The following is a 26832-nucleotide window of genomic DNA, read 5'->3' as shown; positions in this document are numbered from 1 at the left end:
AACAACTAAGTTTGATGAGTCTACTCGATTGGATCGTTCTCGGTAGTACATTGTTATTTATTGTAGTGTATGGGGTTTGGAAAACCCGCGGAAGCAAAAATGTGGACGATTATGTGCGTGGTGGCAACGATGCCCAATGGTGGACCATAGGACTTTCCGTAATGGCCACACAGGCCAGTGCCATCACCTTCTTATCAACGCCCGGGCAGGCTTTCCACGATGGAATGGGCTTTGTGCAGTTCTATTTCGGCCTTCCATTGGCCATGATTGCCATTTGTCTTGTTTTCATACCCATATATAAAAGATTGAAGGTCTTCACCGCCTATGAAATGCTCGAAAACCGATTCGATCTTAAAACACGTACCCTTACCGCCATACTTTTCTTGGTGCAGCGCGGTTTGGCGGCGGGAATAACCATTTTTGCCCCGTCCATCATTTTATCCGCCGTTTTGGGTTGGGATTTGCGAACCCTCAACATAATCATTGGGATATTGGTAATCATCTACACGGTTTCCGGGGGTACCAAGGCAGTAAGTGTCACCCAAAAACAACAGATGTTCATTATCATGGTGGGGATGTTCTTTGCGTTCTTCTTCATTTTGGGTTCCCTCCCCACGGATGTTTCCTTCGGAAAAGCACTGAAAATTGCAGGGGCCAACGACAAGCTACAAATTTTGGATTTCAGTCTTGATACCAACAACCGTTACACTTTTTGGAGCGGTATAACCGGAGGGTTCTTTTTGGCACTGGCCTACTTCGGCACGGACCAAAGTCAGGTGCAGCGGTATCTGTCCGGAAAATCTGTGAGAGAAAGCCAGTTGGGTCTGGTTTTCAACGGTGTTTTCAAAATTCCGATGCAATTTTTCATTCTGCTCGTGGGAGCGATGGTATTTGTTTTTTATCAATACAACCACTCACCCCTCAATTTTAATCCTGCAGCTACGGAAGCGGTTATGCAATCGTCCTATGCTGATGATTATAAAGCCTTGGAAGAGGACCACCAGCAACTGGAAATGGAAAAAAAGATAGCGCAAGAGGCATTTTCCTCAGCCCTCGCCCTTAAAGAATATAATGCCGTGGAACAGGCGGAGCAGAATATATTAAAAATCAATCAAAGGGAACGTGCCAATAGGAATACGGCCAAGGAATTGATAGCCCAAGCAAATGGCACCGTAGAGACCAATGACAAAGACTATGTTTTTATACACTTTATCCTTGAAAACCTGCCTGTAGGGCTCATTGGGTTGCTTTTGGCCGTGATTCTCTCCGCAGCAATGTCTTCCACGGCCTCGGAACTGAATGCACTGGGAACCATAACTGCCCTAGATCTCTTCAAACGAAATCTGAAAAAGGAGTATGATGAACGATTCTATCTGAAGGCAGCCAAGGGATTCACATTATTGTGGGGCGTTTTGGCCATAATCATTGCCTGTGTGGCAAGCTTGTTCGATAACCTGATACAGTTGGTGAACATTATCGGCTCCATTTTTTATGGCAACGTGTTGGGTATATTTCTTTTGGCCTTCTTTTTTAAGTTCGTTAGGGGCAATGCCGTTTTTGTAGCCGCCATTGTTACCCAAGTATTGGTGATCATTGGATGGTACCTGGATTGGATGTCCTATTTGTGGCTCAACGCCTTTGGTTGTATTTTGGTAATTTTGTTGGCAATATTGGTCCAGACCTTTGATAATTTTTTGGACCGTTCTCCCGCTGAAACGTAAAAAAGCCCACTGAATAAGCGGGCTTTTTTGCTTTCAAAATTGGGAAGCTTACATGGCGCCCCACTCTTTAAGAGAGTCTTTGTTCATTTTCACGTAATCGGAATTACCGGCTTCCTCAGCAACGGCCATGGAGCGTTTTGCAGCTTCAATGGCTCCTTTTTTGTCCCCCATTTTTGCATAGATAAGGGATTGTAGGCGCATCATCCAAAAACCGTTTTCATTCAAGGCGACAGCTTTGTCAATCCATTCCTTCGCTTTTTCCATATCCTGCTCTTCAGCAAAGTAATAGGAAGCAGAAGCAAAATAATCATTGGCACTTGGACCCGCCATAACGGCCTCAATGCTTTTACTTGCCTTTGCCATGGTGGGGACTTCAAATTTTACACCAACATAAGTGTTCTCCCAAAGTATGCCCAAGGTCGCTCCATTATTGTGCAAATCATCAATGGTAATGGTAAAGGTTTCAACAGGCATGGGCATTTCCTGAACCTCTGTCTTTACAACCGCAGCAACCTTTGAAGCATCCCAGTTTCTCGGTGTTCCCCAGTTATTGGTGTCAGAATAAAAGGTAATTTCCCAAACCGCCTCGCCTGGTTTGGCAAAAATGGCATAAGAACCAGCCTTGACCTCTTTTCCACCCACAACAATATCATCACTAAAAGTGACGGTCGTGTTCTTATTGGCTCCAGTTCTCCATAGGGCATCATAAGGTACTAGGTCACCAAAAATGGTCCTGCCCCTCATGGAAGGCCTTGAGTATTCCACAACAACATCGGTAAGACCTACGGTCTGTTTCAATGTTGAAGAAGGGCTGGGCTGTGGTGTTTGCAATTGGGCCTCCAGGGAGACGGTCAGCAAGGCCACGAAAACAAATAATACTAATTTTTTCATAGGATAGTGTTTTTAAACAATGTTACGTATGCAGCAAATCTAAATATAATGCCTTGCCCCGTTTGTTAAGAAAGCCTTAAAAGAACGTCCACATGAAATCTCGCTTGGTGATATTTAGTTTTGTTTAACTTTTTTAATTTTTGATTAAACAAATTGATTGTATCTTTGTGAAAACCTGTTGAATGAGACTATATCAATTAAGAGCAACCCAGATTTTACCCATATCCAAAAAAGAAGCTTGGGATTTCTTATCCAGTCCAAAGAATCTGAAAACCATCACCCCAGATCACATGGGATTTGACATTATATCAGGATCCGACCGAAAAATGTACCCCGGCCAGATCATTCAATACCGGGTGAAACCATTTCCATTCTATTCCACCAAATGGGTCACGGAGATAACCCACGTAGTGGAAGGTTCCTATTTTGTGGATGAACAACGTTTTGGCCCCTATGCCCTTTGGCACCACAAACATTTCCTGGAAGAAGTTGCGCAGGGCGTGAAAATGGAAGACATAATTGATTATAAGTTGCCTTTGGGTATCCTTGGGCAAATGGCACATCCTTTTCTGGTGAAATCGCAATTGAGGAAAATCTTTGAGTACCGGGAGCAAAAACTGAATGCCCTTTTTGGCAAAGTGGAAGGAGAAAAAAGTACTATAGAATTGGTCGCATTTTAAAATGAAAAAAAACATTTTACTCATTGGTGGTTCCTATGGCATTGGCCTAGAAATTGCTAAGAAACTGACTGGAAAACATCATGTATACATTGCCTCCAGAAGCTCGGAAGGTCTTTCAAACGTAGGCGCCACCCATATTCCTTTCGATGTTTTGGCCGATGACATTGGCCAAAAGAACATCCCCGAGGAAATCCACGGTTTTGTATTTTGTCCTGGCAGCATCAATCTAAAACCCTTGAAGATGTTGGACCTGAACGCCTTCAGAAACGACATGGAAATCAACTTTTTTGCTCTGGTAAATGTGGTTAAATCCGTAATGGAAAGAATGGCCGATGGGGCCAGTATGGTATTCTTCAGCACTGTTGCTGTAGACACCGGAATGTCGTTCCACACCAGTGTTTCTGCTGCCAAGGGAGCTGTGGAGGGCTTTGCCAAGGCCCTTGCGGCAGAATATGCGCCAAAAGTCAGGGTAAATGTCATTGCACCTTCGCTTGTGGACACCCCCTTATCCGAGCGTTTGCTCAACAACGAAAAAAAACGGGAGCAAATGGCCCAGCGACATCCTTTAAAGCGTGTTGGCTCAGCAACGGATATTGCTAATATGGCCCTATTTTTATTGGATGCGGAAAATTCCTGGATCACAGGGCAGGTCTTCAGCATTGATGGTGGAATGTCAGCTTTAAACACCAACTCATGAAGGAAAGGATCTCCATTTTTTGGTTTCGCAGAGACCTTCGTTTGGAAGACAATGTCGGTTTGTATCAAGCCCTTCAGAGTGGGCATCCCGTGCTGCCCATTTTCATTTTTGATACAGACATTCTAAAAAAATTGCCCAAAGATGATGCCCGTGTCACGTTTCTACATCGCCAATTGACCAAAATGGACAAGGAACTCCGTAACGATTTTGGCAGTGGCATTGGCATATACCATGGCAAACCTGTCGTTATTTTTGAAAAACTGCTTGGGGAATACCAAATAAAAACTGTTTACACCAACCACGATTATGAGCCATATGCCAAGGAAAGGGACTCTGAGATCAAATCCGCCCTTGAGGAAAATGGCATAGCTTTTAAAACTTTCAAGGACCAGGTAATTTTCGAAAAGGACGAAGTGGTCAAAAGCGATGGTGACCCCTATGTGGTTTATACGCCCTATATGAATCGGTGGAAGGAGAATTTTAAACCTTCCGTCGATTTGCTAGTGTATGATACCCGTTCCAACTTTGGTAAATTGCTAAAAAAGAAAGGGTTGCCGTCGTTGCAGCTTAAGGATATTGGATTTTCCCCATCAAAAATTGAGGTGCCCGATTACAAGGTTACCCCTACCCTCATCAAAAATTACGAAGATACCCGTGACTATCCGGCTAAGGAGTACGGGACTTCGCACTTGGGGCCCCATCTTAGGTTTGGTACGGTATCCATCCGAAAAATGGTAAAAAAAGCCATTGAAGAAAAAAACGAGGTGTTTTGGAACGAGTTGATTTGGAGGGAATTCTTCATGCAAATACTATGGCACTATCCGAACACCGTTAATGAGGCTTTTAGACCCAAATATGATCGGATTGAATGGAGAAACAACGAAGAGGAGTTTGAGCGTTGGAAAGAAGGGGAAACGGGGTATTTGTTGGTAGATGCGGGCATGCGGGAACTAAACAAGACCGGGTATATGCACAATCGGGTCCGCATGCTGGTAGCAAGCTTTCTTTGCAAACATTTGCTGATCGACTGGCGATGGGGGGAAGCCTATTTTGCTGAAAAATTGCTGGACTATGAAATGGCAAGCAATGTGGGCAATTGGCAATGGGCAGCCGGGAGTGGTGTGGATGCGGCCCCGTACTTTCGCATATTCAACCCCATGACACAAGTGGACAAGTTTGACAAGGAAAAGAAGTACATCCAAAAATGGGTGCCCGAATTTAATGACCCTTCATACCCCTCAAAGATGGTGGATCACAAAGAAGCCCGGGAGCGATGTTTAAAAGTTTACAAAGAGGCGGTTGGTTGATGCATTTTCAGTATTTTTAGGATTGTCAAAAAAAGTCCGATTGGACAATGGTGACCCGTTAAACCAACAAACCGCATTTTTAACAAATGCCAACTAACTCAAACATTATTATAATGAAAAGAATTGCCCTTCTGCTTGTTTTGTGTTCTATATCCTTGTCAATGCATGCACAAAAACTGAGTTCAAACAAAAAAGCCGTAATCGCTGCTGTGGAATCCCACAAAGACAACCTGATCCGTATCAGTGATTCCATATGGGCATTGGCGGAAACTGCTTTCAACGAATCAAAATCTGCCGAGGTCCTGGCGGAATATGCAGAAAAAAATGGGCTCATGGTCACCCGTGGAGTAGCCAACATCCCAACAGCATTTACTGCCACCTACGGTTCTGGAAAACCAGTGATAAGTATTTTAGGCGAATTTGACGCCCTTCCAGGCTTGTCCCAAAATACGGTGCCGGTAAAAGACCCGAGGGTGGATGGTGCGCCTGGGCATGGTTGTGGCCACAATATGTTCGGAGCGGCCAGTTTGGGGGCAGCAATTGCCATAAAAGAACAGATTGAGGCTGGGAAAATAAAAGGGACAGTCAAGTTTTTGGGTACACCTGCGGAAGAGAAATATTTCGCCAAGGTGTGGATGGTCCAAGCTGGGCTTTGGGATGATGTTGATGTAAACGTAAGTTGGCATCCTGGGGCTAATATTGAAGCCGATGTGCAAAGTGGCCTTTCTTTGATTGATTTTATCGTGGAATTCTATGGTCAGGCAGCACACGCTTCCGCAGATCCATGGAACGGACGAAGTGCCTCGGATGCATTGGAACTTTATACTACGGGCATTAACTACTATCGTGAGCACATTAGACCCTCCTCCCGCATACACTATCATATCCAAGATGGCGGGCAAGTGGTGAATGTGGTACCGGACTATTCCAAAATTTGGGTCAGGGTCCGTGATCCCAAACGGAAGGTAATGCTGCCCACCTATGAACAAGTGAAAAAAATGGCTGAAGGTGCCGCGATCATGGCCAATGTCGATTACAAAATCTCATTGGTGTCCGGAATTTATGAGACCTTGGTGAATCGCTCCGGAGGTGAGATCATGCAGAACAATTTGGAACTATTGGGCCCAATTTCCTATACCGAGGAAGAGTTGGCCTTCGGAAAAGCCATTCAAAAAGCCACCGGAAAGCCAGAAGTGGGGATGGACAGCAAAATAGAGCCCTTACGCGAAACTGAGGACCTGCCCGGTGGGGGATCTACCGATGTGGGCGATGTGAGTTGGAATGTGCCCAACATCAACCTTAGCGTAACCGTTGCCCCAAAAGACACACCATGGCACTCCTGGGCGGTTGTCGCCTGCGGAGGAATGAGTATTGGGCACAAGGGTATGGTATATGCCGCAAAGGCCATGAGCATGACCATGCTGGATCTTTTTGAAAATCCAAAGTTGGTGGAAAAAGTGAAGGAAGAATACAAGACCCGAAAAGGTGATGAAAAGTATGAGGCCATGATTGACGGTCCACCTCCTATTGGAGACAATTAAATCAATTAATTTAAAATACAAAAGACCACCTATTCCAATGAAAATGTACCTGGCGTTGATTTTTGGACTGATTTTTCTGACCCTCAGTGCACAGCAAGACAGATTGGCCATTTTTGACCATTTGATGGGAAAAACCTGGAAAGCAGAGGGCGAATGGGGTGATGGCACGAAGTTTAAACAGGAAACAAGCTTCAGATACAGTTTGGACAGTACCTTGATTATTGCTGAATCGGAAGGATTCACCGATAGGGCCCAAACTACTTTTGGTCCCAGAAATCATGGTATTCGCAAGTTTGACCCTCAAACCAATAGCGTCAAATTTTGGGAATTTGATGTTTTTGGCGGAGTGACTGAAGGTACCGTTAAAAGTAAGGGTAAGGACATAATGTATGTATATGACTATGGGGAGTCCACAATTACGGATTATTGGGAATACGTGGATGATAGTACCTATAATTTTATAGTAGGGAGTTATAAGGATGGTACTTGGGAGCAAACCTATTTAAAAACCCAGTTTCTTTCCGAAGAACCCTTCTTTGAATTTCAATTTGACCATTATGCCATTTTGGTCGCCAATTTGGAAAAAACAGGAGATTTTTATCGTGATGTATTCAGTTTGACCGAAATCCCAGCTCCCAATTTTGCTCCTGGCTATCGTTGGTTTCAAATGAACAATGGCACTCAACTGCACTTAATCGAAAAAGAAGGAATCGAATTCAAAAAGGACAAAAACATCCATCTTTGTCTGTCCACCCAAAACCTCGAAGGTTTTACCGAACATGTAATGGCTAAGGGTGTTGATTTTTACGATTGGCCCGGCAACAAGAATTCAATTTCAGATCGTAGGCCCGATGGGGTCAAACAAATCTATATCCAGGATCCTGAAGGATATTGGATTGAAATAAATGATGCAAAACACTAAATTATGGCAAGTACCGTGCTTCAAACTTTTCCACTTGGATTCCCTTGGCAGACCCAAGACCCATTTTTGTTCTGTGTGTACCATCTGGATCATTATCCAAACGGAAATGGCAATATGGGCCCGGACCCGGAGCTGCTAAAGAGCCGTAGTTTGGGGAATGATTTTAATCCCAGTCAAAAATGGCGAATGTACCACGGCCAGACCATCCCTGGGTTCCCATACCACCCCCACCGTGGTTTTGAGACCGTTACCATTGTGAACAAGGGGTACTGTGATCATTCTGATTCTTTGGGCGCCGCAGGAAGGTTTGGTGAGGGAGATGTGCAATGGATGACCGCTGGTAATGGCGTGCAGCATTCGGAAATGTTCCCTTTGCTCAATGACGATAAGGACAATCCACTCGAATTGTTCCAGATATGGCTCAATCTTCCCAAAAAAAGCAAGTTTGCCGCACCGCATTTCAAGATGTTGTGGCATGAGGATATCCCTTACGTCGAGGAAGAAAATGCGCAAATAAAGGTGATCGCCGGAAATTACAAGGGCACATGGGCCACCTCCCCTGCTCCCGATTCCTGGGCCGCACAGAAAGAAAACGAAGTCGCCATTTGGAATATCCATGTAGACCCAAACACCGTGTACGTTCTTCCCAAAGCAGATTCGAAGGTAACGCGCACCCTATATTTTTATGAAGGTTCCGAAATACACTTTGGTGACAGAAAGGTAAACCCCAATTTTGGGGTCTCGCTGGATGCGTCGCAAGAAACTTCCATAACTATTGGGGGGTCCAAAGCGCATTTTCTGCTGCTGCAGGGCAAACCCATTGACGAACCCGTGGCCAAATATGGGCCTTTTGTCATGAACACGGAACAGGAAATCCATCAGGCCATGGAAGAGTATCGGTTGACCCAATTTGGTGGATGGCCCTGGCCCTACCCAGACAACGTCCATGAGAAGGAAAGGGGACGTTTTGCGCTCTATCCCGACGGGAAGTTGGTGGAGAAAGGTTAGTTTTGGCACTATGGCCTCCCAATCATTTCAGCTAGGGAGTGGCTTTATTCTTTTATAGGAACAACCCCGTTTCGGATATCAGTTATTTTTCGAAAAAGTGATAGTTTCAAAGGCTTAATTATAATTTGTTGAGGTTTTCTTATCTTTTCAAACAAAATGGGATACCGATTTTCGTTACCAATTTTTTTGCTTCTATCCTTTGTTTCCATTGAACGGTCCCTAGGGCAAACCAAGGAAATTGACAGCCTTCAGAACCTATTAAAAACAGCAACGGACACCACAGAAGTCAATATTTTGCGGTTTTTGGGCCAACGCCTCCGTTCGCACGACAGGGAAAAGGCTCTAGATTATCTTTCCCGAAGTTTGGAAAAATCTGAGGAAACTGGCTTTGTATACGGACAGATCAATGGACTATATTCTCTGGGGCTTACCCATGGAATGACAGGAGGTTACGAAGAGTCGTTGGATTATTTAAACCGGTGTCTCAAGCTGGCCATTGAACATGGAGATTTTGAAACGCGCAATTCCGTTTACAATGCCATGGGCATAGTCTACAAACGCATCGGGGATTATCCAAAAAGCCAAAGTTATTATCTAAAGAGAATCCAGCTTATTGATTCTTTACAATTAGATCAGGATGTTTCTGCCCCATATCTGAACCTTGGGGTTCTGTATGATTTGATGGATGATCAACAAAGGGCCATTGAAAGCTATAACAAAGCCCTGGAAATGTATCGAGGAGATGATCGTGAATCGTTTGAAAATAACATACTGGATAACCTAGCGGAGATAGACTTCAAAAATGATGAATATGAAGTGGCCCTAAACAAATTTTTACAAACCAGTGCCTACTACCAAAAAACCGATCAGAATATCATACTATGCACTATTTATTCAAGAATCGGCGATTGTTATCTGAAATTAAAGCAATGGTCGCTTGCCAATGAATATCTTCAAAAATCATTGGAACTGGCACAGCAGCTATCCATAAAACAGGAAATTGCCGATGCCTATAACAATCTGGCCGATTTGAAGCTACAACAAAGGATATATGATGAAGCCACGGTCTATTCCAACAAAAATCTTGAGGGCCTCGAAAGTATGGGTGCTTATGACCAAAAGGTCAGGGCGCATGAAACCGCTTACAAAATATATGAAGCAACGAATCAATTTCCCAAGTCCATTTATCACCTGAACCAAATGATGGCCTATAAGGATAGTCTTTTAAATGAGACCAAGATCAAAGAAATACAGAACCTACAAGTACAGCACAATGTTTATTTAAAAGATAAGGAAATCAGGGAAAATGAGCTGCAACTGGCTCTGTTGAACACAACACTTTCATTGAACAATAAGCGCATTGTGTATCTTGTTATCATCACGTTGCTTTTATTTTTTTCTGCTGGATTGCTTTATTTTAGGTATCGAAGCAAGAAAAGATCCAACGAAACATTACGGAAAAAGAACGAGCTCATTTCTGCCCAAAAAGAAGTCATCGAGGAAATGAACGTAGAATTGGAAAAGCGCATGCTGCGGGCACAAATGAATCCCCATTTTGTTTTCAATTCCTTGAACTCCATACAACATCTCATCAATTCGGACGATAGGGTAAATGCCCTAAAATACCTTTCAAAATTCTCAAAATTGCTTCGTCAAGTGTTGGAAAGTTCCATTAACGTAAATCTCTCACTACGTGAGGAATTGGATTTGCTCCAAATCTATCTCGACCTGGAATCCCTACGATTTGATAATTCGTTCAACTACAAAATCACGGTTGATGAAAAATTGGATGTAAATGAACATCAAGTTCCTATGCTGCTCATTCAACCTTATGTTGAAAATGCAATAATACATGGATTAATGCCAAAAAAGGGACCGAAAAAGCTTTCCATCTCGTTTAATGATAAAGATAGATTTATAGAGTGCATCATTGAGGATAATGGTGTGGGTGTTGATTCAAAATCCAATCAAAACAGATCTGAGGGCCCCTCCAGAGGGATGTCCATTACGGCCAAGCGAATAGCGGGTCTGGAAAAGTTTTCGAATGAAGAACTACTAAAAATTGAAAGTTTGAACAGTGGTGATAATACAGGCACAAGAGTGACCATACTAGTGCCCAAAGAGGAACATCATGTTGAAAATCTTGCCGCTAAAAATGTGATCGAAATGGAATGATAAATCCCATTTTCTGCCAAATTTCGTAAAAACAAGATGTTTACTAACCTTTGATGGTTAGACCCGCACTATTTTCGCACCTATCGCCCTTAATCGCTCATCGATGTTCTCATACCCACGATCTATTTGCTCAATATTGTGGATAGTAGAGGTGCCTTTGGCCGAAAGGGCAGCAATGAGCAAGGAAACGCCTGCCCTTATATCTGGTGATACCATGGTCGTTGCCTTTAATGTGGACTTAAAATCGTGCCCAATCACTGTGGCCCTATGCGGATCGCAAAGAATGATCTTAGCTCCCATGTCCAGTAGCTTATCAACGAAGAAAAGTCTACTTTCAAACATTTTCTGGTGAATGAGTACCTCTCCCCTGGCCTGTGTGGCAACCACCAAAATGATACTTAAAAGGTCTGGTGTAAGTCCAGGCCAAGGCGCATCTGCGATGGTTAAAATGGAACCATCGATAAAGTTTTGTATTTCATAGCCCTTGGCGTGCTTGGGGATGAAAATATCGTCCCCCCTGCGTTCCACGGTAATGCCCAACTTCCTAAATACATTGGGAATCTGTCCTAGATCTTCCCAACTTACATTTTTGATGGTCAGTTCACTTTGGGTCATGGCGGCAAGTCCCATCCAACTACCTATTTCAATCATGTCGGGTAGCATGGTATGCTCGGTACCACCCAGTTGGTCAACCCCTTCAATGGTGAGCAGATTGGAACCGATTCCTAATATTTTGGCCCCCATGCGGTTCAACATTTTGCACAATTGCTGTAAATAAGGTTCGCAAGCGGCATTGTATATGGTTGTGGTCCCTTCTGCCAAAACGGACGCCATAACAATATTGGCCGTCCCCGTAACAGATGCCTCATCCAAAAGCATATAGGTGCCTTTCAGTTTCTTGGCCTCAACCCCATAAAAATGCTCTTCACGATTGTATCTAAACTTTGCCCCTAATTTGATAAAGCCTTCAAAATGGGTATCCAAACGCCTCCTTCCAATTTTGTCACCTCCGGGCTTGGGAATATAGCCTTTTCCAAACCGGGCCAAAAGCGGGCCAACCAGCATGATAGATCCACGTAGGCCACGACCGTCATTCTTGAACTTGGCCGATTGCAGATAATCCAAATTGATATCATCCGCCTTGAACGTATACGAGCCCTTGCCTTTCTTTTGGATTTTCACCCCAAGGTCTTCCAGAAGCGTAATCAATTTATTGACATCGATAATGTCTGGAATGTTATTTATTGTAATACGTTCTTCGGACAGTAAAACCGCACAAAGAATCTGAAGTGCCTCGTTCTTTGCGCCTTGGGGCGTTATTTCACCATGTAGTTGATGTCCACCCTCTATGCGAAATGTTCCCATGGATAGTGTTGGAGTTTAGTGCCTTTTTTTCCTGTTTCGGTGGATTTTCTTGGTGCCGCCATTCCTGTTGGGTTTGGTTTGTCGGCTTTTTAGAAACTGCCCACTTTCGGTTAGGTTCTCGCCTTTGCTCGCCAAATCAATCTCGCCATTGCTCAACTCCTTCAAGTGGGCGAAGATAGCGCCATCCTCCACGGTATCCTTGTTCCAGTTTAGGTAGCATTTCTTCATGTGGTTGGCTATGGCATATTCAAGCCCTGAGCGCATGTCGCCCTTCTCCCATTTTATGGCCACATCGATCATGCGTTTGATGTTGTTTCCGTAGAAACGATATTTTGGATGGTTCTGTGGATACTCCAAGGGTTCTGGTCGCTGTTGCAACACCTCTTTGGATGTTATGGGGAATGGGGAGTCCACATCCAATTTAAAATCGGACATAATGAACAATTGGTCCCAGAGTTTATGTTGAAAATCAGGCACATCCCTCAAATGGGGCTGCAAATTTCCCATCACGCTGATAATGGCCTTGGCCACTCGGTTCCTTTCCTCCCTATCCTCTATCGCCACAGCGTGGTCCACCATTTTTTGAAAGTGACGGCCATATTCTGGAATATGGAGCATGGGTCGCTCCGTGTTGTATTCTAAATTCTCTACTAAGTTCAAATTAAAAAGATTTAATGAAATTATGTATTGGGAAGTCCAATTGATAACGCCCGCAAATTACTAAAATTATGCCAATTGGAGCGTCTATAGTGAAATTACACCCTCCACGAGTGAAACTTCCTTGTATTTGGCAATTACTTCGTCGGGGTTTTTTAAATGCACCGTTATTGAAATACTGGTGTATGTCCCTTTTTTTGACTTTTTAGACTCGATCACAGCTCCTGTATTATCAAAGATGGAATGGATTTGGTCGATGCGTTTTTCATCAGTGGGTACAATAAACTTATACAGATAGGTGGAAGGCCATGAGGTGTTTTCCAACAACTGTTCCTTAAGCCGGGCATAAAAAGCCTCCGTGTCATCCTTGTCCATGGTCTATTTTTTTTACAAATATATAGGATAGCGTCCGATTTTTTTTCCTTACCCCTATTTCATTACTTTGTACACTTAAACAGTGTCATTGGGAAAGCAAAAAGTAGTGATAACCGGTGCCCCCGGAACAGGAAAGACATCCCTAGTCAAAGGATTGGAGGAAAAAGGGTTCCATTGCTATCACGAGATTATTCGCGATATGACTTCCAAAGCGAAAATGGAGGGGAATGGTGTGGATTTTGTATCAAACCCCCTGATGTTTGTGGAAGATGCCCACCAATTTAACAAGGATTTGCTTCAAGGTAGGGCCCAGCACTACAAACAGGCACAGAAAACGGATGTGGCGATCAGTTTCTTTGATCGGGGGATGCCTGATGTGCTTGCGTATATGGACTTTTTTGGACAATCCTATGGAAATGATTTTGTGAAAACCTGTAAAGCCCATAGATACGACCAGGTTTTTATTGTTCCTCCGTGGAAGGAAATCTATATTTCCGATAATGAACGCCTTGAATCCTTTGAGGAAGCTGAAAATATTCACCATGCTTTGTTGAACACCTATATACAGTTCGGCTACGATCCTGTGGAGGTACCCAAAGCTTCAATCTCCCAACGCATTTCTTTTATTTTGGAAACCCTTAATCATTTGTAGTGCAAAAGGAACCCAAGGCCATTTTGAAGCAGTTTTGGGGCCACGATGATTTCAGGGGCTCCCAAAAAGCGATCATAGATGCTGTTATTTCAGGGAAGGACGTTCTGGCCCTATTGCCCACAGGTGGGGGAAAATCAGTCTGTTACCAAGTCCCTGCAATGGCCATGGAAGGCATCTGTGTGGTAATTTCCCCTTTGGTGGCCCTCATTCAAGATCAGGTGAGCCAACTAGCCAAAATGGGCGTAAAGGCGATTGCATTGACAGGGGGCATTCCCTATGGAGAGCTCAATGATCTGTTGGACAACTGCGTGTACGGCAATTACAAATTTTTATATCTATCTCCGGAACGGTTGCAACAGTCCGTGGTTCAGGAAAGACTGCAACAGATGAACGTGAACCTGATCGCAGTGGATGAGGCACATTGTATCTCACAATGGGGCAACGATTTTAGGCCTGCCTATCTGGAATGTGCCAAAGTGCGTGAATTGGTTCCTTCAGCTCCAATGATCGCGCTTACCGCAACGGCAACACCAAAGGTGATGGATGACATTGTTGAAAATCTGGAGTTGGCGAACGTTCAAATTTTCAAGGACTCCTTTTCCAGGTCAAACATTGTATTTAAGGTAAAACAGACCCAGGACAAACACTATCAGCTTAAAAAATATTTGAATACCATTCCAGGAAGTTCCATCATATATGTGCGCTCGAGAAAAATGAGCGTCACACTTTCCGACTATCTAAACCAAAATAATATCAGTTCCGGTTTTTTTCATGGTGGACTGTCAAAAACGGACAAAAACGAAAAACTGGACCACTGGCTAAGGGATGAGACTCGGGTAATGGTAGCCACCAATGCCTTCGGTATGGGTGTGGACAAACCAAATGTCCGTTTGGTGGCACACTATCAAATTCCCGATAGTCTGGAAAGTTATTTTCAGGAAGCCGGTCGTGCGGGTAGGGACCAAAAGCCATCCACCGCTATAATCTTGACCAATTTGGACGACCAAGAACGTGCAAAACAGCAATTTTTATCAGCATTGCCAACAGTTTCGTTCATAAAGCAACTCTACCTGAAACTTTGCAACTACTTCCAGATTTCCTATGGTGAATGTCCCACGGAAGCCCTCGCCAGTAAGTTCAATGCGTTTTGCAAGCGCTACCACTTTGTCCCCAACATGGCGCTGAACGCGCTCCGCATACTGGACCAAAATTCCATTATTTCCCTTTCCGAGCTTTTCAATGAAAAGATTACCCTCAAATTTGTTGCCTCACGGGCCGGTATTTTCCATTATTTGGAAAACAATAAGAAATCGGCATCCATAATCCAGACCATTTTAAGGACGTATGGTGGTATTACGGAACATGAGACCAAAATAAACCTGCACCTGCTATCCCAGAAGACGGGGGAAACTGAAAAGCGCCTTAAAAAGATATTGGATCAGTTGCACCAGGACGGAATTGCCGAGTTCTCCCATGAAACAAGCGATCTGGAAATACATTTTTTGGTCCCCCGGGAAGATGAGCGCACAATAAATCCCCTGGCTAAAAAGATCGATGCGCAAGTGCAGGTGAAACACGACAATATGGGGGCCATGCTAAGATATCTGAACTTATCCAATACCTGTAGAAGTGTTTATCTGCTCCACTATTTTGGCGAAAAAGGTGCGGAAAATTGCGGTACTTGCGATATTTGCACCAGACAGAATCAACAGAACTCGGACCAAAATCTAGAAGAGAAATTGATTGAGTTGCTAAAATTGGGGCCACATTCGTCCCGAACATTGGAAAAAATGTCCGGAGCAAATGAAACTGCCCTTCTGAAAACATTGCAAAAACTACTGGAAGACGATTTTATTTTCCTAAACCATAAAAATGAATACACCCTCAGAACATAATCCACTTCGCATTGTATTTATGGGCACGCCCGATTTCGCAGTGGCAAGCTTAAGGCAACTCCTAGAGGCAGGGTTCAATGTAGTTGGGGTGATTACCGCCCCCGATAAACCTGCTGGTAGGGGGAGAAAGCTGAAAGCCTCGGCGGTAAAGGAATTTGCCCTGAAACACAAACTGCCCGTTTTGCAGCCCACCAATTTGAAGGATGAAGGGTTTTTAAAAGCACTAAGGGATTTAAGGGCCAACTTGCAGGTAGTGGTTGCCTTTAGGATGTTGCCCAAGGTGGTTTGGGCTATGCCCACCCACGGCACCTTCAATCTTCATGCCTCACTCCTGCCCCAATATCGAGGGGCCGCACCCATAAATTGGGCCATTATCAACGGAGAAACTGAAACCGGGGTCACCACTTTTTTTATTGATGAAGAAATTGATACTGGGAGCATCATCCTGCAAAAGAAATGCGGTATTGGTCCGAAGGACAATGCTGGTACACTACATGACAGGTTAATGGAACTGGGTGGTGAGCTTGTAGTGGAAACCTGTGCCCAAATCCAAAACGGAGCCGCGCAAAGCAGACCCCAGAAGCAAGCCACGGAATTAAAGGGTGCGCCAAAAATCCATAAAGAAACCTGCAGGATAGACTGGACACTGCCCATGAACAAAATCCACAACCATATCCGGGGGTTGAGTCCCTATCCCACGGCGTGGACCCAATTCGTGAATGGGGACCAACAAGAGCCTATCAAAATCTACAAAACCCAAATGGAAGCCATGGTACATGACCTCCCCACAGGCAAATTAATTGCCGGCAAAAAAGAATTGAAAGTGGCCGTACAGGGCGGCTATTTGCACTTGCTGGAAATTCAAATGCCGGGAAAACGAAAAATGGAGGTAAGCGAGGTTTTGAATGGGCTGGACGTGGACAAAAATGCCCATCTTCGCTAAGCCCTTGCTATGATTGGGCTGGCTTGATTTCCACTTTTTGGCTTCACTTTATCAACAAACGTTTTAAGTTATCAACAAAAAGTCCTATTTCCCTTGGTTTTACTTGCGCTAAACCCAAATCCGTATAAATTTGTTGAGCATTAAAATTATTTTAACAACAATTAATTTAATTCCATTATGAACAAAACAGAATTAATCGATGCTATGGCAGCTGATGCTGGCATCACTAAGGCAGCCGCCAAAAAGGCATTGGAATCTTTCTTGGGAAATGTAGAGGGATCTCTTAAAAAAGGAAACAGGGTTTCTTTAGTTGGTTTCGGTTCTTGGTCCGTATCCAAAAGAAACGCCAGAGAGGGTAGAAATCCACAGACCGGTCAAACCATCAAGATTGCAGCTAAGAATGTTGTAAAGTTCAAAGCTGGAGCAGAATTGAGCAATGCGGTAAACTAGTTCAATTTGGTTAAAATATATGAAGAGAGCATCTCGCAAGGGGTGCTCTTTTTTTTATCCATTTTTTAGTTTTTTGTAATTATCCCAGATTATATTACATTTAGAAACAAGATTCTTTCAAAGATGGTGAGCCACGAGCCCAAAAAAGGTAAATTACTTGTCGCCGAACCCACATTGTCGGGAGATGTTTCTTTTAACCGATCTGTGGTTTTATTGGCCGAGCACAATCAGGAGGGCTCCGTGGGTTTTATCCTGAACAAACCGCTGGACTATACCATTTGTGATCTTATCTCGGAAATCACGATTCCCTTTAAGGTATTCAACGGTGGGCCGGTGGAGCAGGACAACCTCTATTTTATCCATAAGGTACCGCACCTTATTGATGACAGTATCGAAATCTCAGACGGTATTTTCTGGGGAGGCAATTTTGAAAAAACCGTGGAGCTCATCAACAACAAAACCATATCCGAACAGGATATCCGATTCTTTTTGGGCTACTCGGGTTGGGGGTCCGAACAGTTGGATCAAGAACTAATGTCCAAATCCTGGGTAGTGGTCCAGAATGAGTACGAGAGCAATATCCTGAAAAAAGCTTCCAATGCTTTCTGGAAGGAAAAAATGATTGAGCTTGGGGGCGATTATCTTCTGTGGTCCAACGCTCCAGAAAACCCCGCACTTAACTAGCGCGTTTTAACCCAATCTGGCAAGCGCATTTAATTTGCCCAACAGGTTTTTTCCCATGTTGCCGCCATACTGTTTTTTTCTATATCGGGTGATCGGTAGTATCCCTACAATACTGTTGGTAATGAAAAGTTCATCGGCCTGTTGCAGTTCAAATGGCGATATGGAACTTTCCTGAAAGTCAATTTCCTCCATTTTGGTAATGATTTCCTTTAGTTTTTTTCGGATAATGCCATCTAAACATCCATCCATCAAGGGCGGTGTCTTAATGGTGCTGTCCTTGACCAGAAACAAGTTGCCATTGATGGCCTCGACCACCTGTTTTTCTGTGTTGATCAAAAGACAGTTGTCGTATCCATTCTCTTGCGCATATACGCTGGCCACTACGTTCAACAATTTGTTGGTGGTCTTTAGGTTGGAAAGCATGTCCCTATTCACATAAAAATCTTTGAACAGCTCCACTTGGCAATGGGTTTCTGGAATAAGATAAAAGGGGGCATCCAACTCATGGCATTCCAAAATGTAAGCGATATCATTGGTTTCGGGCCTGTACAGTCCACCTGATTTTCTAAAAACCGTCAACCGCACACGGGCGGCACTGTCCCCCAAGCCATTTGCCTTAACCGTTTGCAGGATTTGTTCCTCAAGGAATTCCAGGGTAAATGTCATGGGTATTTCCATTCTCAGGATCCGCATGGAGGCCATTAGCCTAAAATAGTGGTCTTCCCAAAAAAAGATTTTTCCATGTATGCAACGCATGGTTTCGAAAAGCCCATCGCCATACTTTAAACCGCGGTTGTGGTGGCCCAAAATCCGTGTATCGTCTTCTACCAGGTTTCCATCAAAATTGACCATAAAAAATCCCGATTTTATTCGGGACCAAAGATACGTTTTAGTTGAGAATGCTTTATTTGGAACCGAGCACTTGCTTTAGATCGGATATTTGGTTTGACCAGAGCATCTTGGCCTCATCAACTTCATCCTCTTCGGCAAAATCGATTATGAACAGCGAGACATCCTTGGTGATTTCGTCAACAATGATGCGCATCTCAAAAAAGGAATCGTCATCGTTTTCCTCCCAGGCAAATTTCACAAACTCGTCGCTTTTTCGCTTGAGCATCTTGGCCCGCTCTTCAGAATCGTCCCAAATAAAGGTGAATATCTCACCACGGGAATTCACATTGTCGGCATACCACTCGGAAAGGCCTGACGGGGTTGAAATATATTGGTAAAGCAACTGTGGCGATGACTGTATCACAAATTCTATCTCAAATTTTATCTTATCACTCATTATCGCGTTCCGTTAGTCTTTTTTAAAGATTGATATAGTTGGGTAAGATAAAAAAATAAAGATCAAATAATAAATTAATACCGATTTTTGATTCGGGAAAAATTAAACTTTATATTTGCACCCGCAAAAACAAACCACGGCGAGGTAGCTCAGGTGGTTAGAGCGCAGGATTCATAACCCTGAGGTCGGGAGTTCAAGTCTCCCTCTCGCTACAAAAAAAGACCATCAATTTGATGGTCTTTTTTTAAGGTCAATCTACGATGATCCCAATTTACAGACTCTCCTTCATGATTTGTTCCACCACTTCTGGATTCAAAAGCGTTGAGGTATCCCCTAGGTTACTGGTATCTTTCGATGCTATTTTTCTTAAAATCCTCCGCATGATCTTGCCGCTTCGTGTTTTGGGCAACCCCGGTACAAATTGAATCTTGTCCAATTTTGCAATGGGGCCAATATGTTCGGTGATCATTTGGTTTATTTCCTTTTTGAGGTTATCCCGGTCGCGGGACTCCCCCGTTTCCTTTAATATGACATAACCATACAGCGCATTGCCCTTAACATCGTGCGGGAAGCCTACTATGGCCGATTCTGCAACCGCCGGGTGTTCGTTTATGGCGTCCTCAATGGGTGCCGTTCCCAGATTGTGCCCGGATACAATAATCACATCGTCCACCCGGCCGGTAATGCGATAATAGCCCACCTCATCCCTCAGCGCACCATCTCCCGTAAAATACATGCCCTCAAAAGCTGAAAAATAGGTGTCCTTATAACGTTGATGGTCTCCCCAGATGGTTCGAGCAATTGATGGCCATGGAAACTTGATGCATAAGCGGCCATCGGCCTGGTTTCCTTTGATTTCCTTTCCATTTTCGTCCATAAGGGCGGGTTGCACCCCAGGTACGGGCAAGGTAGCATACGTTGGCTTGGTAGGCGTTGAATATGGGATGGGGGAAATCAAAATTCCTCCAGTTTCGGTTTGCCACCAGGTATCCACAATGGGACATTTTTTATCCCCAACATGATCGTTGTACCAGTGCCAAGCCTCTTCGTTGATGGGCTCTCCAACGGTCCCCAAAACCTTCAGACTGGAAAGGTCATATTTGGTAACAAAGTCCAAACTTTCCTTGGCCAACGCACGTATGGCCGTTGGCGCCGTATAAAACTGGTTGATTTTATGCTTTTGGACAATTTCCCAGAACCGTCCAAAATCGGGATAGGAAGGAGCCCCTTCGAACATAACCGTGGTGGCTCCATTGGCCAATGGTCCATAAACAATATAGGAATGCCCTGTTATCCATCCGATATCGGCTGTGCACCAATAGACATCATCTTCCCGGTATTGGAACACATTCTTAAAAGTATAGGCGGTATACACCATGTACCCAGCCGTGGTGTGCATCATGCCCTTGGGGCGTCCCGTGGACCCAGAGGTATACAAAATGAAGAGAGGATCCTCCGCCTCCATGATCTCCGCCACACAGTCTGCATAGGCTTTGTCCAATAATGGTTGCAGCCAATGATCTCGGCCATTCTTCATGCTGATTTTTTCCTTGGTCCGCTTGGCTACCAGTACCGTTTCCACATGTGGGCATTGTTTTAGAGCCTCATCCACTATGCCCTTTAGGTCGATGGTTTTGTTTCCCCGGTAGGAACCATCTGAGGTGATGACCATCTTAGCGCCACAGTCATTGATTCTGGTTGCAAGTGCGGTGGATGAAAACCCTGCAAAAACCACCGAGTGAATGGCCCCGATGCGGGCACAGGCCAATACCGAGATGGCCAGTTCCGGAATCATGGGCAGATAGATGATTACCCGATCTCCTTTTTTGATCCCTTTTTCCTTCAGCACATTGGCAAATTTGCTCACCCTTTCGTGCAGTTGTCTATAGGTGATGTGTTCCGCTGCCTCTCCGGGGTCGTTTGGTTCAAATAGGATGGCCGTTTTGTTGCCACGGCTCCTAAGGTGGCGATCTATGCAATTTTCGGTAATGTTGAGCTGTGCTCCCTCAAACCATTTGATCTCTGGCTTTGTGAAGTCCCATTCGAGTACCCTGTCCCATCGTTTTCGCCAAAAAAAATGCTCTTCCGCCACCTCTTCCCAAAACGCTTCCGGATTCTGGACCGATTTACGATAGACCTGAAAATATTCCTCCAAATGTTTGATATGGTAGTTGCTCATTGGATTTTTTTAAAATCAATCTAAAATTATAAAAAACAGGCGAGTGTTGTCCATCCGCTTCAATGTTGAATCGCCTCCCCTGCCCCACTCGGTATGCGAATGTTCTCAACCATTTCTTGGACTTCTTCGGATGGTGGCGAGGTGAATCGGGAAACCAAAATGGCCATGGCAAAATTGGCAAGCATGCCCACGGTGCCAAAACCTTCGGGGGAAATGCCCCACCACCAATATGCTTCCGTACTGGTTTCTGGCTGTCCTATCCAACCGAGTTTAAACCGGGCAATGTAGTAGCAGGTAATGCCCAATCCTACCACCATGCCTACAATGGCTCCTTCTCGGTTCATCCGCTTGCTGAAAATGCCCATCACAATGGCCGGAAAGAACGAGGAAGCCGCCAGACCAAAGGCCAAGGCTACCACGGAGGCCACAAATCCCGGTGGATTTATACCAAAGTAACCCGCTACAACCACAGCGGCCAAAGCTGAAAATCGAGCTATCCATAGTTCCTTTTTATCGGAAATGCCTGGGGCCAATTGTTTTTTGATCAAATCGTGGGAGATGGATGTGGAGATTACCAAAAGTAATCCTGCTGCTGTGGACAATGCAGCCGCCAAACCACCTGCGGCGACCAAGGCAATTACCCAATCGGGCAATCCTGCAATCTCGGGATTGGCCAAAACGGTGATGTCCCTATCTACATAGAGCTCATTGATACCCTGACTGAAGTTGTAAATAATCCGTTCCCCATGATCTCCCCTGGATTCCGAGAACTCGGGTTGTTTTCCAACAATGGCGGATCCTGGCAAGTATTGGATTTTGCCATCTTCGTTTTTGTCCGTCCAAGCAATCAATCCAGTGTCCTCCCATTTGGTGAACCATGTGGGGATTTCAGCATAGGGGGTGTTATGGACTGTCTCCATCAAATTGGTCCTTGCGAAAACAGCAATGGCAGGTGCAGTGGTATATAAAATCGCTATGAACAAAAGCGCATATCCAGCCGATTTTCGAGCATCCCGAACCTTGGGAACAGTAAAAAAACGGATTATGACGTGAGGGAGGCCTGCCGTACCCAGCATCAACGAAGCGGTTATAAAAAAGACGTCTGTCATCGATTTGGTGCCATTGGTATAGGGAGTGAAACCCAGTTCGGTCATCAATCCATCCAGTTTGTCCAATAGATACAGGCCATCATCCCCTGCCGAACCGAATCCCATTTGCGGAATAGGGTTCCCCGTGGCCATAATGGATATAAATATGGCTGGCACCATAAAGGCGAAAATCAAAACACAATATTGGGCCACTTGGGTATAGGTTATACCTTTCATCCCTCCCAAAAAAGCATAGAAAAGCACTACGGCCATACCAATGTAGACGCCGGTATTGACCTCAACATCCAAAAAACGGGAAAAAACCACTCCAACACCCCGCATTTGTCCGGCAACATAGGTAAAGGAGACAAAAAGCGCAGCCACCACGGCCACGGTACGGGCCACATTGCTGTAGTACCGATCCCCAATAAAGTCAGGGACAGTAAACTTTCCAAATTTGCGCAGGTAAGGTGCCAATAGCAAAGCTAAAAGCACGTAACCCCCAGTCCATCCCATCAGGTAAACGGAGCCATCATATCCCGAAAATGCTATGATTCCCGCCATGCCCAAAAAAGAGGCGGCGGACATCCAATCAGCAGCAGTGGCCAAGCCATTGGCCAAAGGGGAAACGCCTCCCCCAGCCACATAAAATTCTTTGGTGGAGCCGGCCCTGGACCAAATAGCTATCCCTATATATAATGCAAAAGTGAGTCCGACAATGATAAAGGTCCACGTTTGAATACCCATGCGCTACTCGTTTACCTTGTATTTTTTGTCCAATTTGTTCATCAAACGGACATATACAAAAATGAGGATCACAAAAACAAATATGGAACCTTGCTGGGCAAACCAAAAACCAAGTTTGAATCCAGCCAGGCGAATGGTGTTGAGCTGGTCTACAAAAAGAATCCCGAAACCGTAGGAAACCAAAAACCAAATGGAAAGCAGTATGGTGAGGTAACGCAGGTTCTCCTTCCAGTATTTTTTTCGCTGTGAGGTATCCATTCTTTTCTTTAAGAAGAGAAAGATAGGAAATCCATTGCAAAGAAATCCGTTGTAAAAACGAAATACCTTACTTAGGAAAGACTTTTTAAATAGTCGGAAACATTTTGGCCTATGCGTTCATGGATGTTGGCAATGTCCTCCTTTTGAAACGGTTCTCCCAAGATACTTTCATACAATTCAATGTACCTTTCAGAAACGGAGGCCACGTAGGCATCGTCCATTTTGGGTACTGTTTGCCCTTCCAATCCTTGAAAGTTATTGGAAATCAACCATTGGCGCACAAACTCTTTGGACAATTGTTTTTGGGGTTCTCCGTGGTCCTGCCGCTCTTGATAACCGTCTGCATAGAAATATCGAGAGGAATCTGGGGTATGGATTTCATCAATGAGGACAATTTCACCTTCTGCGGTCTTTCCAAACTCATATTTGGTGTCGACCAAAATCAGTCCATGTTTAGCAGCTATTTCCGTACCTCTTTGGAAGAGTGCCTTTGTATATTTTTCAAGGACTTCATAATCGTCATTGGAGACAATACCTTTTCTCAGGATGTCCTCGCGTGAAATGTCCTCATCATGGTCTCCCTTGTCCGCTTTGGTCGCCGGGGTGATGATGGGCTTGGGAAATTTATCATTTTCCTTCATCCCTTCCGGCATGGGAACCCCGCAAAGCATTCGTTTGCCCGCTTTGTATTCCCGGGCCGCATGCCCAGAAAGATATCCCCGTATCACCATTTCCACCTTAAAAGGCTCACAGGCCTTGCCAATGGCAACGTTGGGGTCTGGTGTGGCCATCAACCAGTTCGGCACCAAATCCTCAGTGGCTTTCATCATGTGTGTGGCTATCTGGTTGAGAATTTGCCCCTTATATGGAATTCCTCTTGGCATCACCACGTCAAATGCAGAGATTCGGTCCGTGGCCACCATCACCAAAAGGTCATTTTCCAGCTTGTACACTTCCCTTACTTTTCCCCTATATACCGATTGCTGTCCGGCAAAATGGAAGTCGGTAGACATTAAGGTATTATCCGCCATGCTAAAATTGATTTTGATGCTCTATGTTCTTGTATGCATCGATGACCTTTTTTACGAGTCCATGGCGAATTACATCCTTGTCATCCAAATATATTATGCTGATGCCGTTTACGTCCTTCAGAATGAGCAATGCTTCCTTCAGACCCGAAATGACCCGTCTTGGCAAATCAATTTGCCCTGGATCGCCGGTCAACAAAAATTTGGCATTCTTGCCCATTCGTGTTAAGAACATCTTCATTTGGGCATGGGTAGTGTTCTGGGCCTCGTCCAGAATCACGAAGGCATTGTCCAATGTACGTCCTCTCATAAAGGCCATCGGAGCAATCTGAATGGTGCCATCTTCAATATATTTGGCCAGTTTTTCAGTGGGTATCATGTCCCGAAGGGCATCATAGAGGGGCTGCATGTAAGGATCCAGTTTCTCTTTTAGATCTCCGGGAAGAAATCCCAGGTTCTCTCCCGCCTCAACGGCCGGCCTGGTCAAAATAATGCGCCTGACCTGTTTTTCCTTTAATGCTTTTACCGCCAGGGCAACCCCTGTGTAGGTTTTACCCGTGCCTGCGGGGCCAATGGCAAAAACCATATCGTCCCTTTTACAAGCATCCACGAGTTTACGCTGGTTGGCGGTCTGTGCCTTTATGAGCCTTCCGCTTACACCATGCACCAATACATCGTCACTGCTCTGGGATGCCGTATAGTCTTCCTTGCCATTGCTTGTGAGCACACGCTCGATCATGTTCTCATCCAACTTGTTGTATTTGGCAAACTGGCCGGTAAGCATGTCAAAACGTCTATCGAACTCCTCCAAAAGTTCTTCATCGCCATAGACCTTGATCTTACTGCCCCGCGCCACTATCTTAAGCTTGGGGAAATATTTTTTGAGTAGTTCGATGTTTTCATTTCGCTGCCCAAAAAAGTCCTGGGGGCTGATTTCCGTGAGTTCTATAATAAGTTCGTTCAAAAAAAGGGGTGTGTTTTATGGTTATTTTTTGAAGAATTGTATTCTTTCTTTTTTAATGTAATTTTACTGCACAAACTTAACCAAAAATCAATTTGAGCGCAGAAAAACATATCAACAGTATTGCATGGCAATCATAACCTTAACTACCGATTTTGGGCTCAAGGACCACTTTGTGGGTGCTGTAAAAGGTACAATACTGAGCAATCTGCCCGAAGCCAACATTGTTGATATTTCACATGCGATAGGACCCTTCAACATTCAAGAATGTGCCTATATCCTCAAAAACGCCTATAGGTCGTTTCCTGCAGGAACGGTACACATTGTTGGCGTGGATTCCGAAATTTCCCCGGAAAATGAACATATTGTTGTTTTGGTTGACGGGCATCATTTTGTTAGCGCCAACAACGGTGTCATCTCTTTGATCACATCTGAGGTAAAGCCAGAAAAGGTGTTTGAAATTCAAATCCCCAATGTTGATTCCGGTTCATTTCCCGTACTCGATATTTTTACCCAGGTCGCCTGTCATATTTCACGCGGCGGCAAACTGGAGGTGATCGGGAAACCCTTTCAGGCTTTGAAGGAGCTCAAGGATTTTGAGCCAAGGATATTGAACGAGGGTAGGACCATTTCAGGCAATGTCATCTATATCGATAATTATGGCAATGTGGTCACCAATATCCAACGAAGCCTTTTTGAGGCTTATCGGAGTGGACGTAATTTTGAAATGGTGGCGAGAACAACCAAACTGAACACGATCCATAAAAGCTATAACGGCATTGTGAACTATGACTTGGATAGGCAGCAGCGAAAAGGTCCCGGCGATGCCCTTGCCCTTTTCAATTCTGCAGGATATATTGAATTGGCCATCTATAAAAGTGACCTGAGCTCCGTGGGAGGTGCTTCGAGCCTTCTCGGTCTGAATTACAGGGACACGGTAACCATAAATTTTATATAAATGCTGATTCGCATTGTAAAACTCACCTTTAAACCCGAAAATATCCTTAGTTTTGAACGCATATTCAGGGAGTCCAAAGAGGGTATACTTGGCTTCAATGGCTGTCGGCTGGTGGAGCTATATCAAGATATGAAGGATCCCTGCATTTTTTTTACATACAGCTTTTGGGAAAAGGAATCAGATTTGGAAAACTATAGAACATCGGATTTTTTTAAAGGGGTTTGGGGCAATACAAAAACGTTGTTTTCCGAAAAACCCGAAGCCTGGAGCGTTAAGCAAATAGCAATTGGCAAGGAACAATGATGGATGATAGAAAAACAAAAACGGACAACCTACAACCAATAATTGACAACCGTTAACTG

Annotated in this window: 26 protein-coding genes and 1 tRNA gene; 16 read left to right on the top strand and 11 right to left on the bottom strand. The window is 44.4% G+C overall.

Annotation, left to right across the window (positions count from 1 at the left end; translation table 11 throughout):
• Window positions 1-14: 14 nt before the first annotated feature.
• Entirely contained in the window at window positions 15-1721 is a 1707-nt protein-coding gene (locus K7G75_RS09340) for a sodium:solute symporter family protein (RefSeq protein WP_222983985.1), read from the top strand.
• A 48-nt stretch (window positions 1722-1769) separates the two neighbouring features.
• Here the strand turns inward: K7G75_RS09340 and K7G75_RS09335 are convergent, their stop codons facing one another.
• Window positions 1770-2612 (bottom strand): DUF2911 domain-containing protein, encoded by an 843-nt coding sequence (locus K7G75_RS09335; protein ID WP_222983984.1) that lies wholly within the window; start codon window positions 2610-2612, stop codon window positions 1770-1772.
• Window positions 2613-2794: 182 nt separating this feature from the next.
• Between K7G75_RS09335 and K7G75_RS09330 the strand changes: the two genes are divergently transcribed.
• The 7 genes from K7G75_RS09330 (at window position 2795) to K7G75_RS09300 (ending at window position 10942) form a co-directional block, all read left to right on the top strand.
• Entirely contained in the window at window positions 2795-3292 is a 498-nt protein-coding gene (locus tag K7G75_RS09330) for an SRPBCC family protein (protein ID WP_222983983.1), read from the top strand.
• Between the two features lies 1 nt (window position 3293).
• Complete coding sequence (locus tag K7G75_RS09325) at window positions 3294-3989, top strand: SDR family NAD(P)-dependent oxidoreductase (protein WP_222983982.1); 696 nt, start codon at window positions 3294-3296, stop codon at window positions 3987-3989.
• Window positions 3986-5296, top strand: a complete 1311-nt coding sequence (locus K7G75_RS09320; RefSeq protein WP_222983981.1) for a cryptochrome/photolyase family protein — start codon at window positions 3986-3988, stop codon at window positions 5294-5296. Before K7G75_RS09325 ends, K7G75_RS09320 begins: the two co-directional genes overlap by 4 nt.
• A 113-nt stretch (window positions 5297-5409) precedes the next feature.
• Window positions 5410-6837 (top strand): amidohydrolase, encoded by a 1428-nt coding sequence (locus tag K7G75_RS09315; protein WP_222983980.1) that lies wholly within the window; start codon window positions 5410-5412, stop codon window positions 6835-6837.
• 37 nt (window positions 6838-6874) lie between these two features.
• Window positions 6875-7759: a VOC family protein gene (locus K7G75_RS14775; protein WP_262420309.1), complete on the top strand. Its 885-nt coding sequence runs from the start codon at window positions 6875-6877 to the stop codon at window positions 7757-7759.
• Window positions 7760-7762: 3 nt separating this feature from the next.
• Window positions 7763-8767 (top strand): pirin family protein, encoded by a 1005-nt coding sequence (locus tag K7G75_RS09305; protein ID WP_222983979.1) that lies wholly within the window; start codon window positions 7763-7765, stop codon window positions 8765-8767.
• A 156-nt stretch (window positions 8768-8923) separates the two neighbouring features.
• Window positions 8924-10942: a tetratricopeptide repeat protein gene (locus K7G75_RS09300; protein ID WP_222983978.1), complete on the top strand. Its 2019-nt coding sequence runs from the start codon at window positions 8924-8926 to the stop codon at window positions 10940-10942.
• A gap of 57 nt (window positions 10943-10999) precedes the next feature.
• Here the strand turns inward: K7G75_RS09300 and murA are convergent, their stop codons facing one another.
• From murA to K7G75_RS09285, 3 genes are all read right to left on the bottom strand, one after another.
• Window positions 11000-12307 carry a UDP-N-acetylglucosamine 1-carboxyvinyltransferase gene (gene murA, locus K7G75_RS09295; protein WP_222983977.1) on the bottom strand — a complete coding sequence of 436 codons (1308 nt, stop codon included), beginning with the start codon at window positions 12305-12307 and terminating at the stop codon, window positions 11000-11002.
• 15 nt (window positions 12308-12322) lie between these two features.
• A complete protein-coding gene (locus K7G75_RS09290) occupies window positions 12323-12967 on the bottom strand; it encodes a DUF4290 domain-containing protein (protein WP_222983976.1) in 645 nt (214 codons plus the stop codon).
• Window positions 12968-13051: 84 nt separating this feature from the next.
• The gene (locus tag K7G75_RS09285) at window positions 13052-13339 is read right to left on the bottom strand and encodes a DUF493 family protein (protein WP_222983975.1); all 288 of its coding nucleotides are present in this window, start codon (window positions 13337-13339) and stop codon (window positions 13052-13054) included.
• Window positions 13340-13427: 88 nt separating this feature from the next.
• Between K7G75_RS09285 and K7G75_RS09280 the strand changes: the two genes are divergently transcribed.
• The 5 genes from K7G75_RS09280 (at window position 13428) to K7G75_RS09260 (ending at window position 17963) form a co-directional block, all read left to right on the top strand.
• Window positions 13428-13991 carry an AAA family ATPase gene (locus K7G75_RS09280; protein WP_222983974.1) on the top strand — a complete coding sequence of 188 codons (564 nt, stop codon included), beginning with the start codon at window positions 13428-13430 and terminating at the stop codon, window positions 13989-13991.
• Window positions 13991-15886, top strand: a complete 1896-nt coding sequence (locus K7G75_RS09275) for a RecQ family ATP-dependent DNA helicase (RefSeq protein ID WP_222983973.1) — start codon at window positions 13991-13993, stop codon at window positions 15884-15886. The genes K7G75_RS09280 and K7G75_RS09275 overlap by 1 nt, the downstream gene beginning before the upstream one ends.
• A complete protein-coding gene (gene fmt, locus K7G75_RS09270) occupies window positions 15864-16829 on the top strand; it encodes a methionyl-tRNA formyltransferase (protein ID WP_222983972.1) in 966 nt (321 codons plus the stop codon). The genes K7G75_RS09275 and fmt overlap by 23 nt, the downstream gene beginning before the upstream one ends.
• A gap of 177 nt (window positions 16830-17006) precedes the next feature.
• The gene (locus K7G75_RS09265) at window positions 17007-17279 is read left to right on the top strand and encodes an HU family DNA-binding protein (RefSeq protein ID WP_222983971.1); all 273 of its coding nucleotides are present in this window, start codon (window positions 17007-17009) and stop codon (window positions 17277-17279) included.
• A gap of 123 nt (window positions 17280-17402) precedes the next feature.
• Window positions 17403-17963, top strand: a complete 561-nt coding sequence (locus tag K7G75_RS09260) for a YqgE/AlgH family protein (protein WP_222983970.1) — start codon at window positions 17403-17405, stop codon at window positions 17961-17963.
• 6 nt (window positions 17964-17969) lie between these two features.
• Here the strand turns inward: K7G75_RS09260 and K7G75_RS09255 are convergent, their stop codons facing one another.
• On the bottom strand, window positions 17970-18815 hold the full coding sequence (locus tag K7G75_RS09255) for an aminotransferase class IV (protein WP_222983969.1): 846 nt from the start codon (window positions 18813-18815) through the stop codon (window positions 17970-17972).
• Between the two features lie 52 nt (window positions 18816-18867).
• Window positions 18868-19251 (bottom strand): START-like domain-containing protein, encoded by a 384-nt coding sequence (locus K7G75_RS09250; RefSeq protein ID WP_222983968.1) that lies wholly within the window; start codon window positions 19249-19251, stop codon window positions 18868-18870.
• A 138-nt stretch (window positions 19252-19389) separates the two neighbouring features.
• Here K7G75_RS09250 and K7G75_RS09245 point away from each other — a divergent pair.
• Window positions 19390-19463: transfer RNA gene (locus tag K7G75_RS09245), tRNA-Met, on the top strand.
• Between the two features lie 59 nt (window positions 19464-19522).
• Here the strand turns inward: K7G75_RS09245 and acs are convergent.
• The 5 genes from acs to K7G75_RS09220 all read right to left on the bottom strand — a co-directional run bounded on the left by acs (window position 19523) and on the right by K7G75_RS09220 (window position 25515).
• On the bottom strand, window positions 19523-21430 hold the full coding sequence (gene acs, locus K7G75_RS09240) for an acetate--CoA ligase (RefSeq protein ID WP_222983967.1): 1908 nt from the start codon (window positions 21428-21430) through the stop codon (window positions 19523-19525).
• A 59-nt stretch (window positions 21431-21489) separates the two neighbouring features.
• Complete coding sequence (locus tag K7G75_RS09235) at window positions 21490-23265, bottom strand: sodium:solute symporter family protein (protein ID WP_222983966.1); 1776 nt, start codon at window positions 23263-23265, stop codon at window positions 21490-21492.
• Window positions 23266-23268: 3 nt separating this feature from the next.
• A complete protein-coding gene (locus K7G75_RS09230) occupies window positions 23269-23523 on the bottom strand; it encodes a DUF4212 domain-containing protein (RefSeq protein ID WP_222983965.1) in 255 nt (84 codons plus the stop codon).
• Between the two features lie 71 nt (window positions 23524-23594).
• Window positions 23595-24554, bottom strand: a complete 960-nt coding sequence (locus K7G75_RS09225) for a phosphoribosylaminoimidazolesuccinocarboxamide synthase (RefSeq protein ID WP_222983964.1) — start codon at window positions 24552-24554, stop codon at window positions 23595-23597.
• Window position 24555: 1 nt separating this feature from the next.
• Complete coding sequence (locus tag K7G75_RS09220) at window positions 24556-25515, bottom strand: PhoH family protein (RefSeq protein ID WP_222983963.1); 960 nt, start codon at window positions 25513-25515, stop codon at window positions 24556-24558.
• Between the two features lie 124 nt (window positions 25516-25639).
• Between K7G75_RS09220 and K7G75_RS09215 the strand changes: the two genes are divergently transcribed.
• Window positions 25640-26470, top strand: a complete 831-nt coding sequence (locus K7G75_RS09215) for an SAM hydrolase/SAM-dependent halogenase family protein (RefSeq protein ID WP_222983962.1) — start codon at window positions 25640-25642, stop codon at window positions 26468-26470.
• Window positions 26471-26773 carry a putative quinol monooxygenase gene (locus K7G75_RS09210; RefSeq protein WP_222983961.1) on the top strand — a complete coding sequence of 101 codons (303 nt, stop codon included), beginning with the start codon at window positions 26471-26473 and terminating at the stop codon, window positions 26771-26773. It begins immediately after the preceding gene.
• The last annotated feature ends 59 nt before the right edge of the window (window positions 26774-26832 follow it).

Origin of the sequence: Flagellimonas meishanensis, from assembly GCF_019880545.1 — a bacterium.
Taxonomy (GTDB): domain Bacteria; phylum Bacteroidota; class Bacteroidia; order Flavobacteriales; family Flavobacteriaceae; genus Flagellimonas; species Flagellimonas meishanensis.
This window is presented reverse-complemented; position numbering and strand designations above follow the sequence as displayed.

Excerpts from the sequence above, each read along its gene's own strand:
- K7G75_RS09305 (WP_222983979.1), top strand. The coding sequence starts at position 7,763 with ATGGCAAGTACCGTGCTTCAAACTTTTCCACTTGGATTCCCTTGGCAG.
- K7G75_RS09260 (WP_222983970.1), top strand. The coding sequence starts at position 17,403 with ATGGTGAGCCACGAGCCCAAAAAAGGTAAATTACTTGTCGCCGAACCC.
- K7G75_RS09300 (WP_222983978.1), top strand. The coding sequence starts at position 8,924 with ATGGGATACCGATTTTCGTTACCAATTTTTTTGCTTCTATCCTTTGTT.
- K7G75_RS09315 (WP_222983980.1), top strand. The coding sequence starts at position 5,410 with ATGAAAAGAATTGCCCTTCTGCTTGTTTTGTGTTCTATATCCTTGTCA.
- K7G75_RS09235 (WP_222983966.1), bottom strand. The coding sequence starts at position 23,265 with ATGGGTATTCAAACGTGGACCTTTATCATTGTCGGACTCACTTTTGCA.
- K7G75_RS09320 (WP_222983981.1), top strand. The coding sequence starts at position 3,986 with ATGAAGGAAAGGATCTCCATTTTTTGGTTTCGCAGAGACCTTCGTTTG.
- K7G75_RS09330 (WP_222983983.1), top strand. The coding sequence starts at position 2,795 with ATGAGACTATATCAATTAAGAGCAACCCAGATTTTACCCATATCCAAA.
- K7G75_RS09265 (WP_222983971.1), top strand. The coding sequence starts at position 17,007 with ATGAACAAAACAGAATTAATCGATGCTATGGCAGCTGATGCTGGCATC.
- K7G75_RS09225 (WP_222983964.1), bottom strand. The coding sequence starts at position 24,554 with ATGGCGGATAATACCTTAATGTCTACCGACTTCCATTTTGCCGGACAG.
- K7G75_RS09250 (WP_222983968.1), bottom strand. The coding sequence starts at position 19,251 with ATGAGTGATAAGATAAAATTTGAGATAGAATTTGTGATACAGTCATCG.
- K7G75_RS09285 (WP_222983975.1), bottom strand. The coding sequence starts at position 13,339 with ATGGACAAGGATGACACGGAGGCTTTTTATGCCCGGCTTAAGGAACAG.
- K7G75_RS09255 (WP_222983969.1), bottom strand. The coding sequence starts at position 18,815 with ATGGTCAATTTTGATGGAAACCTGGTAGAAGACGATACACGGATTTTG.
- K7G75_RS09340 (WP_222983985.1), top strand. The coding sequence starts at position 15 with ATGAGTCTACTCGATTGGATCGTTCTCGGTAGTACATTGTTATTTATT.
- murA (WP_222983977.1), bottom strand. The coding sequence starts at position 12,307 with ATGGGAACATTTCGCATAGAGGGTGGACATCAACTACATGGTGAAATA.
- acs (WP_222983967.1), bottom strand. The coding sequence starts at position 21,430 with ATGAGCAACTACCATATCAAACATTTGGAGGAATATTTTCAGGTCTAT.
- K7G75_RS09335 (WP_222983984.1), bottom strand. The coding sequence starts at position 2,612 with ATGAAAAAATTAGTATTATTTGTTTTCGTGGCCTTGCTGACCGTCTCC.
- K7G75_RS14775 (WP_262420309.1), top strand. The coding sequence starts at position 6,875 with ATGAAAATGTACCTGGCGTTGATTTTTGGACTGATTTTTCTGACCCTC.
- K7G75_RS09325 (WP_222983982.1), top strand. The coding sequence starts at position 3,294 with ATGAAAAAAAACATTTTACTCATTGGTGGTTCCTATGGCATTGGCCTA.
- fmt (WP_222983972.1), top strand. The coding sequence starts at position 15,864 with ATGAATACACCCTCAGAACATAATCCACTTCGCATTGTATTTATGGGC.
- K7G75_RS09210 (WP_222983961.1), top strand. The coding sequence starts at position 26,471 with ATGCTGATTCGCATTGTAAAACTCACCTTTAAACCCGAAAATATCCTT.
- K7G75_RS09215 (WP_222983962.1), top strand. The coding sequence starts at position 25,640 with ATGGCAATCATAACCTTAACTACCGATTTTGGGCTCAAGGACCACTTT.
- K7G75_RS09230 (WP_222983965.1), bottom strand. The coding sequence starts at position 23,523 with ATGGATACCTCACAGCGAAAAAAATACTGGAAGGAGAACCTGCGTTAC.